Below are 8864 nucleotides of genomic sequence, written 5' to 3'. Positions count from 1 at the left end.
CCCCCCCCCCCCCCCCCCCCCCCCCCCCCCCCCCCCCCCCCCCCCCCCCCCCCCCCCCCCCCCCCCCCCCCCCCCCCCCCCCCCCCCCCCCCCCCGCCCCCACCCGACGGCAGCCGAAGCGCAACCGGCAACGTCAGAGCCCGGCAACCTTCTCCCGATAGCCCCGAACGGCAGCCGCATCCCGATACGGCTCCAGCCGCCGCTCGAAGTCCCGCACGTACTCCAGCGCCCGTACCGACCGCATGTCCGCCGCCTGCTGCGCCGCCTCGGCCCCCAGCAGGCACGCCTGCTCCAGCTCGCCCAGCCCCAGCCGCGCCGACGCCAGCACCACCCGGCAGAACAGCCGCGACCGCGCATACGCGGGCGACCGCAGCTGCAGCGACCGCTCCGCGTGCTGCGCAGCCGCCCGGTACTGCTGCAGATCCCGGTGACAGTGCGCGAACTCGTCCGCGAGCTGCGCCTCGTCGAAGAACCGCGCCCAGTACGGCACGTCGTCCCCCGCCCGCGACGTCTCCAGCGCCCGCTCCGCCCGCGCCAGCGACGCCGAGCACGCCCGGACCTCGCCCAGCACCCCGTGCCCGCGCGCCTCCACCGCGTGCAGCAGCGACTGCACGACCGGCGGGGCCCCGGAGCCCACGCCCTGCTGCGCCACCCGCGCCAGCTGCACGGCCTCGCGCCCGTGCCCGAGGTAGACGGCCTGCCGGCTCATGGTGACGAGCACATAGCTGCCGTACGCCCGGTCCCCGGCGGCCTGGGCGAGCCGGAGGGCCTGCACGTAGTACCGCTGGGCGAGGCCGTGCGCGGCGATGTCGTAGGAGGTCCACCCGGCGAGCCGGGTCAGGTCCGCGGCCGCCCCGAAAAGCCGCCGTCCGGTCGTCTCCCCGTACGTGCCGCGCAGCATCGGCTCGGTCTCGTGCTCCAGATAGCGCACGAGGGCCTGCCGGGCGTGCCCGCCGCCGTAGGCGTGGTCGATGGTCCGGAAGAGCTCTCCCACGGACCGCAGGGCGGCGATGTCGCCCATGGAGACCCGGCTGCCGGGGGCCCGCTCGGCGAGCCGCTGGCGCGGCAGGGACACGGGCCCGCCGCGCGCCTGCAACGGAAGGCGCGCGCCCTCGGCCGAGGGCGCGGGGCTCGCACCGCGCGCCACCCGTTCGTCCGCACGCCCGATGAGCCAGTCGCGGCTCGGCACCACGAGCCCGGCCGGAGTGAAGGCGATCTTCCGTAGCTCGGTGTGGCTGCCCGAGTCCTTGCGCCACAGGCCGCTGACGATGTCAATGGCTTCTTCCGGCGACGCGGCGAATTCCAGCCCGGCGTACACGGGGGCGCACGCGTCCAGCCCGAGGTCCTGCGCGGACAGCCGCCGCCCGAGCCGCCGGGTGAACACCTCGGCGATCAGCGCGGGCGTGGTGCCGCGCGGCTGTTGCCCGCGCAGCCACCGTGTCACCGACGTCTTGTCGTACCGCAGGTCGAGCCCGTGCTCGAGCCCGAGCTGGTCGACCCGGCGGGCCAAACCCGCATTGGAAAAGCCGGCCTCCGCGATGAGCGCAGCGAGCTGACGGTTGGGGATGCGCTGTGGGGGTCGTTCCGTCATCAGCCTGCCGGTCTCCCTGGATCTTTGTTCCTGGAACGGCGTGAACTTAGCGGCCCCCGCCGCCCCGATCGCCACCTTCGCCCCGCATTCATCCGATCGTGTGAGGACAGATCAAATGGCCTCGGAGGGTCACTCCGGGCGACGGCCGCCTGCGGGGTTGCCGGAGCCCCGCCGTACAGTGGCAAGGGCGTGACCCACGCCGGGACAGACCACGGCAGGCCGAGAGACGACCTGCCGGTTCGAGGAGGAGCTGCCGTGACTGAGCTGCGCTTTGTCCACCTGGGCTTCGGCGCCGACGCCGTCGAGTACCAGGAGGCGTGGCAGGAGCAGCGGAGGGTCCACTCGGCCCGGTTCGCGGACGAGATTCCGGACACGTGTCTGCTGCTGGAGCACCCGGCGGTCTATACGGCCGGACGGCGCACGGAGGACAGCGAGCGCCCCCTGGACGGTACCCCGGTCGTGGACGTGGACCGCGGCGGCAAGATCACCTGGCATGGCCCGGGCCAGCTCGTCGGCTACCCGATCCTCAAGCTCCCCCGTCCGGTCGACGTCATCGCGCACGTGCGCCGCCTGGAGGAGGCGCTGATCCGCACCTGCGCGGAGCTCGGCCTGGAGACGACCCGGGTGGAGGGCCGCAGCGGCGTCTGGGTCCTGGGCGACCCAGTGGACCAGCGCCCGGCGATCGGCGGCCTGAGCCTGGACTTCGACCCGAGGCTGACGGACGAGGAGTTCGACCCCCGTCTCAACGGCCCGGAGTACGCCCCGTCCAACGCCGGCCAGCGCCGCGAGGACCGCAAGCTGGCGGCCATCGGCATCCGGATCGCCAAGGGCGTCACGATGCACGGCTTCGCGATCAACTGTGACCCGGACAACACCTGGTTCGACCGCATCGTCCCCTGCGGCATCCGCGACGCCGGTGTGACCTCGCTCTCCAATGAGCTGGGCCGGAAGGTGTCCGTGGCCGAGGTGGTTCCCCTGGTGGAGAAGCATCTGCGGGAGATCCTCGAATCCGAGGAGCCCCTCCCCCGGGCCGTAGAGGCCCAGGCCAGCTGACGGCCCCGCCCTGCTGAAGGGCGACGCCGTCAGGGCAGAGGAAATAACGGGCGTACCCTGGTGTTCGCCGAGGAATCGAAGTCATAGGGAGCCGGACGTGTCCGCTGTCGCACCCGACGGACGCAAGATGCTGCGCTTGGAGGTCCGGAACGCCCAGACCCCCATCGAGCGCAAGCCCGAGTGGATCAAGACCCGGGCGAAGATGGGCCCCGAGTACACCGAGCTGCAGGGCCTGGTGAAGCGCGAGGGCCTGCACACGGTGTGCCAGGAGGCGGGCTGTCCCAACATCTACGAGTGCTGGGAGGACCGCGAGGCCACGTTCCTCATCGGCGGCGACCAGTGCACCCGGCGCTGTGACTTCTGCCAGATCGACACCGGCAAGCCGCAGGCGCTGGACCGCGACGAGCCGCGCCGCGTGGGCGAGTCCGTCGTCGCGATGGACCTGAACTACGCCACGATCACCGGCGTCGCGCGCGACGACCTCCCGGACGGCGGCGCCTGGCTGTACGCCGAGACCGTGCGCCAGATCCACCAGCAGACCGCCGGCCGCGAGGGCGGGCACACCAAGGTCGAGCTGCTGGCCCCCGACTTCAACGCGGTGCCCGAGCTGCTGGAGGAGGTCTTCGCCTCCCGCCCCGAGGTCTTCGCCCACAACGTCGAGACGGTCCCGCGCATCTTCAAGCGGATCCGCCCGGGCTTCCGCTACGAGCGCTCGCTCGAGGTCATCACCAAGGCGCGCGCGTACGGCCTGGTGACCAAGTCCAACCTGATCCTCGGCATGGGCGAGACCCGCGAGGAGATCAGCGAGGCGCTGCAGGACCTGCACGACGCGGGCTGCGACCTGATCACGATCACCCAGTACCTGCGCCCGTCGGTGCGCCACCACCCGGTGGAGCGTTGGGTGAAGCCGCAGGAGTTCGTGGAGCTGAAGGAGGAGGCGGAGGAGATCGGCTACGCCGGTGTCATGTCCGGCCCGCTCGTCCGCTCCTCGTACCGGGCGGGACGCCTGCACCAGCAGGCGATTGAGCGGCGCAGCCGAGCTGAAGCGTAGGTTGAGGGTCCGCCCGAGGAACGAGGGCAGACCCTCGGCCGCAGCGGAAGCGAGGCGGAGCGCGACCAAAAGGGTCGAGCGGCGCGAGGCGGCGGCTTCCAGCCAGGCGGTCTGAGGCGGCCGGCACGGCCGTGACCGTCACCCGAATGGCCCTGACGCGGCCCGCACCCCCGGCGACGAGCCGGGACGGTGCGGGCCGCGTCAACGTTTCATAGGTGTTTGACCAACAGGTCATCCGTTGGTAACACCGTTCAGTGACGATAGGTGTACGCACAGCAGTACGACACGGCACGAACAGCAGTGCGCCAGTACAGCCAGCACAGAGCCACACCCTCCACGCCTGACCTTTTCCGCTTCCGAGGGGACACCGACATGCAGGCCGCGCCCGGTAACGCAGTCTTGGCGACCGCCACCCGCGCCTCTTCCGCTCTGCCTTCCACGCTCTCCGTACGCCCCCCGTCCGTCACCGGCGCCCTGCGCGCACTGGAGGAACTGCTGATGCGCGGCGGCCAGCGCACGGCCCGCCGAAATGCCTGGACCGCGGTACTGGAGGACCGCCGCAGGGCCAAGGACCGCCGCGAGGCACAGCATGTGCTGGAGGCCGTGGCCACCCCTGGTCCGCAGGCGACGTAAACTGCGCCGTATGGCGAGGAAGGAAACATCCGAGAACCCCGGGCGACTGAAGCAGATCGCCCTGACCTACAAGATGACCAAGAAGGTCGACTCGAAGGTCGGTCTTGTCGTCGCGGCTGTGGGCATTGTCACCTTCGGTGTACTCCTTGCCATCGGCTTCTGGATCGACCACCCGATTTACCTGGGCATCCTGGGCTTCCTGCTGGCGTTCCTCGCGATGGCGATCGTCTTCGGACGACGCGCCGAGCGCGCTGCCTTCGGGCAGATGGAGGGCCAGCCGGGAGCGGCCGCCGCGGTGCTGGAGAACATCCGGCGCGGTGGCTGGACGACGACTCCGGCGGTCGCGATGAACCGCAGCCAGGACGTCGTCCACCGGGCCGTCGGCAAGGCCGGCATCGTCCTGGTCGGCGAGGGCAACCCGAACCGGGTCAAGGCCCTGCTGGCCGCCGAGAAGAAGCGCATGGCGCGCATCGTCGCGGACGTGCCGGTGCACGACATCGTCGTGGGCGACGGCGAGGACCAGGTGTCGCTGAAGAAGCTGCACACCACGCTGCTGAAGCTGCCGCGGGTGCTGCCGGGCGCGCAGGTGACGGCCGTGAACGACCGGCTGCGTGCGCTGGGCGACCTGATGAGCAACATGCCGATCCCCAAGGGTCCGATGCCCAAGGGCAGCCGGATGCCGAAGGGCCGCTGACCGCGAAACCCCGAACCGTACGACGAAGGGGCTGGCGGGAACCGTATGGTTCCCGCCAGCCCCTTCGTCATGCGCGCCGCGCCGGAGCCGCGCTAGATCCGCACCTGGACGGCCCGGGCGAAACGGTCGTGCAGCCCGCGCGTGTCGCGGTCCCAGACCACGGCCGGCACGACGAGCAGCAGCAGGACGCTGCGCAGCAGCACCCGGGGCAGGGACAGCCGGGCGCCGTCCTCGCCGATGACCCGCAGGCCGAGCAGGCGCTTGCCAGGGGTGCAGCCGATCGTGCCGACGGTGAGCAGGCTGAGCACCAGGAAGACCAGCAGGGCCCAGTTGCCCGCTCGCTGCGGGTCACCGCCCGCGAGAAAGCCGTATGCGATCAGCATGGAGAGCGCCCAGTCGATGGCGAGGGCCCCGACGCGCCTCCCGAGCGGGGCGATGGCCCCGGGCCCGCTCTCCGGCAGCCCCAGGCGCTCGCCCCGGTGGCCGAATTCGATCCCCATGTCCTCCGCGGCCGCGCGGGGCCCGGAGAGCCATGATCCGATTGCTTGCCTGTTGTCCACCCATCAAAGGTACTGCGGCCCCATACGTTCCCCGGCGCCCGGGTCGACCCCTACCGCGCGGCGGTTAACCTCGGCGAAACAAATGGGTCATGCTTGGGAAATCCCGTCTCTCTAGGGTCGGCCGCAGCGCGCCATTGCGATACGGACCGCGCACCCAAGCAATCCCCGACCGCGTTCGGCCGGGCTAGGAGGAGTTGGATGTTCCAGAACGCCGACGAGGCCAAGAAGTTCATCAAGGATGAGGACGTCAAGTTCGTCGACGTCCGATTCTGCGACCTGCCTGGCGTGATGCAGCACTTCACGATCCCGGCCGCGGCCTTCGACCCGGACGAGGAGCTGGCGTTCGACGGCTCGTCGATCCGCGGATTCCAGGCCATCCACGAGTCCGACATGGCGCTGCGCGCGGACCTGTCCACGGCTCGTATGGACCCGTTCCGCCGCGACAAGACGCTCAACATCAACTTCTTTATCCACGACCCGATCACGGGCGAGCAGTACAGCCGTGACCCGCGCAACATCGCCAAGAAGGCCGAGGCCTACCTCGCCTCCACCGGCATCGCGGACACCGCGTTCTTCGGCCCCGAGGCCGAGTTCTACGTCTTCGACAGCGTGCGCTTCAACACCGCCGCGAACGAGTCCTTCTACCACATCGACTCCGAGGCCGGCGCCTGGAACACCGGTGCGGTCGAGGACAACCGCGGTTACAAGGTCCGCTACAAGGGCGGCTACTTCCCGGCCCCGCCGGTCGACCACTTCGCCGACCTGCGCGCCGAGATCTCCCTCGAGCTGGACAAGGCCGGCCTGCAGGTCGAGCGCCAGCACCACGAGGTCGGCACGGCCGGCCAGGCGGAGATCAACTACAAGTTCAACACGCTGCTCGCCGCGGCCGACGACCTGATGCTCTTCAAGTACATCGTGAAGAACGTCGCCTGGCGCAACGGCAAGACCGCGACCTTCATGCCGAAGCCGATCTTCGGTGACAACGGCTCGGGCATGCACGTCCACCAGTCGCTGTGGAGCGGCGGCGAGCCCCTCTTCTACGACGAGCAGGGCTACGCGGGCCTGTCCGACACCGCCCGCTACTACATCGGCGGCATCCTCAAGCACGCCCCGTCGCTGCTGGCGTTCACCAACCCCACGGTGAACTCCTACCACCGCCTGGTCCCCGGCTTCGAGGCCCCGGTCAACCTGGTCTACTCCCAGCGCAACCGCTCCGCCGCGATGCGCATCCCGATCACGGGCTCGAACCCGAAGGCCAAGCGCGTCGAGTTCCGCGCCCCGGACCCGTCCTCCAACCCGTACCTGGCCTTCTCGGCCCTGCTGCTGGCCGGTCTGGACGGCGTCAAGAACAAGATCGAGCCGGCCGAGCCGATCGACAAGGACCTCTACGAGCTCGCCCCCGACGAGCACGCGAACGTCCCGCAGGTCCCGACCTCCCTCCCGGCCGTCCTCGAGGCCCTGGAGCAGGACAACGAGTACCTGCAGGCCGGCGGTGTCTTCACCTCCGACCTCATCGAGACCTGGATCGACTACAAGCGCACCAACGAGATCGCCCCGATCCAGCTGCGCCCGCACCCGCACGAGTTCGAGATGTACTTCGACATCTAAGGGTCACCGCGCGCCGGTCCCGGCGTGAGCGTTCCGAGCCCCGTCACCGCCCATCGGGCGGCGGCGGGGCTCGTCGCATGACCGGCGCCGCATGGCTTCGACTTCGCGCAGCCGGCTTCGCACCGCTCGGTTTTCTCCCCGATCCTGCGGAATACCTATTTTCGCCGGCATAGACATTCCAAGTCGGCAGGACTAGGATTTCCGCCTGCTCAAGGAAGCCGTCACGCATGACCGATATGAACCCGCCGCGCACCGCGCGGCGGCACAGCGGGTTCCCTTGAGGCGCCCAGAAGAGGTGCAAGTGACCCGAGAAGCGAAGCCGGGCGTCACCGACCGGTTCGATGACGACGACTACCCCGCTTACACCATGGGACGCGCCGCCGAGATGATCGGCGCGACGCCCGCCTTCCTGCGGGCCCTCGGCGAGGCCCGGCTGATCGAGCCCCTGCGGTCCGAGGGGGGCCACCGGCGCTACTCCCGGTACCAGCTGCGCATCGCCGCCCGCGCCCGCGAGCTGGTCGACCAGGGCACCCCCATCGAGGCCGCCTGCCGCATCGTCATCCTCGAGGACCAGCTCGAGGAGGCCCTGCGGCTCAACGAGGAGCTGCGCCGGTCGGCCGGCGGACCCGGGGCCGGGGGCGGCTCCTGACGCCCGGCGGCACGGCTGCTGTACCGGGCGCGGGCGAATATCTATTGCCGCAACAACAGAATTCATTCGAGCGGCGCCGGGAGGATTTATCCCCCAACGGGTGACGTGAGGAAACTCGCCCGTGCTCGGCGGCCCGCTCCGTGCTACTGTCGATTTCAGTTGCAGTTGTGGTTCCCAAAGACTTCAAGTGCACTGACCGGCATTCCACGCCGGTGGGTGCACTTTTGTATTTCTGGTGTTCTTTTCCGGACGGGGCAATCATCGCGGCGACACAGGGAGCCCGCACAGTGCGGTCTCCCGGAACTGCCCCGAAGGAGATTTGACATGGCTACTGGCACCGTGAAGTGGTTCAACGCGGAAAAGGGCTTCGGCTTCATCGAGCAGGACGGCGGCGGCGCCGACGTCTTCGCCCACTACTCGAACATCGCCACCCAGGGCTTCCGTGAGCTCCAGGAGGGCCAGAAGGTGAACTTCGACGTCACGCAGGGCCAGAAGGGCCCGCAGGCGGAGAACATCGTTCCCGCCTGATCGCCGACGCGTTCACTGTGGCTGGGGCCCGCACCTCGGGGTGCGGGCCCCAGCCTCTTTGTATTTCATCGCTCCCCTCACCACCTGCGGAGGCACCATGCGTTGTGTGATCGCCCGATTCCCCTTCGATCTGGTCAAGAGCGAGGTGGAGCAGTCGATGAAGGGCGTCAAGCCGGAGCCCGTCACCGGAGCGTCCGTGACCATCGGCCGCCACACCTACCCCGTCAAGCAGGTGGGGGAAGTGATCACCCGGCAGGACCGCCGTGACTTCACCGCCGACGAGGTCACCCGGGCGCTGACGCGGCTCGGCTTCACGTGCAAGGCCGGCCAGGAGCCCGCTCCCGCCGCCCCGGCCACCCCGCTCGAGACGGCGACGGCCCTGTTCGGCACCCCGACGCGCACGTACCCGCCGGCCTCCAGCGGCCACAACGGCGGCCCCGGCCGCTGAGCGCTCCGCGCACCCGGCCCGGCGAAGGCCCGGCCCCCATGTGGGGGCC

General features: G+C 70.2%; 10 protein-coding genes. 8 read left to right on the top strand and 2 right to left on the bottom strand.

Features of this window, described 5'->3' with window-relative positions; all coding sequences use genetic code 11:
- Positions 1-133: 133 nt before the first annotated feature.
- A complete protein-coding gene (locus tag ACIGXW_RS22210) occupies positions 134-1591 on the bottom strand; it encodes a regulator (protein WP_399574623.1) in 1458 nt (485 codons plus the stop codon).
- Between the two features lie 255 nt (positions 1592-1846).
- On the opposite strand from ACIGXW_RS22210, the gene lipB reads away from it, so the two are divergent.
- The 4 genes from lipB (at position 1847) to ACIGXW_RS22190 (ending at position 5022) form a co-directional block, all read left to right on the top strand.
- Positions 1847-2644 carry a lipoyl(octanoyl) transferase LipB gene (gene lipB / locus ACIGXW_RS22205; protein WP_071965479.1) on the top strand — a complete coding sequence of 266 codons (798 nt, stop codon included), beginning with the start codon at positions 1847-1849 and terminating at the stop codon, positions 2642-2644.
- A 97-nt stretch (positions 2645-2741) separates the two neighbouring features.
- Positions 2742-3695 carry a lipoyl synthase gene (gene lipA, locus ACIGXW_RS22200; RefSeq protein ID WP_071965480.1) on the top strand — a complete coding sequence of 318 codons (954 nt, stop codon included), beginning with the start codon at positions 2742-2744 and terminating at the stop codon, positions 3693-3695.
- A gap of 372 nt (positions 3696-4067) precedes the next feature.
- Positions 4068-4328, top strand: a complete 261-nt coding sequence (locus ACIGXW_RS22195) for a hypothetical protein (RefSeq protein WP_071965481.1) — start codon at positions 4068-4070, stop codon at positions 4326-4328.
- Between the two features lie 10 nt (positions 4329-4338).
- Entirely contained in the window at positions 4339-5022 is a 684-nt protein-coding gene (locus ACIGXW_RS22190; protein ID WP_071965482.1) for a DUF4191 domain-containing protein, read from the top strand.
- Positions 5023-5114: 92 nt separating this feature from the next.
- On the opposite strand, the gene ACIGXW_RS22185 is transcribed toward ACIGXW_RS22190, so the two are convergent.
- Positions 5115-5582, bottom strand: a complete 468-nt coding sequence (locus ACIGXW_RS22185; RefSeq protein ID WP_360911373.1) for an RDD family protein — start codon at positions 5580-5582, stop codon at positions 5115-5117.
- A 198-nt stretch (positions 5583-5780) separates the two neighbouring features.
- On the opposite strand from ACIGXW_RS22185, the gene glnA reads away from it, so the two are divergent.
- From glnA to ACIGXW_RS22165, 4 genes are all read left to right on the top strand, one after another.
- Positions 5781-7190 (top strand): type I glutamate--ammonia ligase, encoded by a 1410-nt coding sequence (glnA, locus tag ACIGXW_RS22180; protein WP_071965484.1) that lies wholly within the window; start codon positions 5781-5783, stop codon positions 7188-7190.
- Positions 7191-7485: 295 nt separating this feature from the next.
- Positions 7486-7839: a MerR family transcriptional regulator gene (locus ACIGXW_RS22175; protein WP_399574622.1), complete on the top strand. Its 354-nt coding sequence runs from the start codon at positions 7486-7488 to the stop codon at positions 7837-7839.
- Positions 7840-8163: 324 nt separating this feature from the next.
- Positions 8164-8367 carry a cold-shock protein gene (locus ACIGXW_RS22170; protein WP_046930152.1) on the top strand — a complete coding sequence of 68 codons (204 nt, stop codon included), beginning with the start codon at positions 8164-8166 and terminating at the stop codon, positions 8365-8367.
- A 97-nt stretch (positions 8368-8464) separates the two neighbouring features.
- The gene (locus tag ACIGXW_RS22165) at positions 8465-8815 is read left to right on the top strand and encodes an SCO5918 family protein (RefSeq protein WP_360911371.1); all 351 of its coding nucleotides are present in this window, start codon (positions 8465-8467) and stop codon (positions 8813-8815) included.
- The last annotated feature ends 49 nt before the right edge of the window (positions 8816-8864 follow it).

Origin of the sequence: Streptomyces sp. NPDC053079 (genome assembly GCF_044546695.1) — a bacterium.
Lineage (GTDB): Bacteria > Actinomycetota > Actinomycetes > Streptomycetales > Streptomycetaceae > Streptomyces.
Note: the sequence above shows the minus strand (reverse complement) of the source record. Positions and strands in the feature narration are given on the sequence as shown.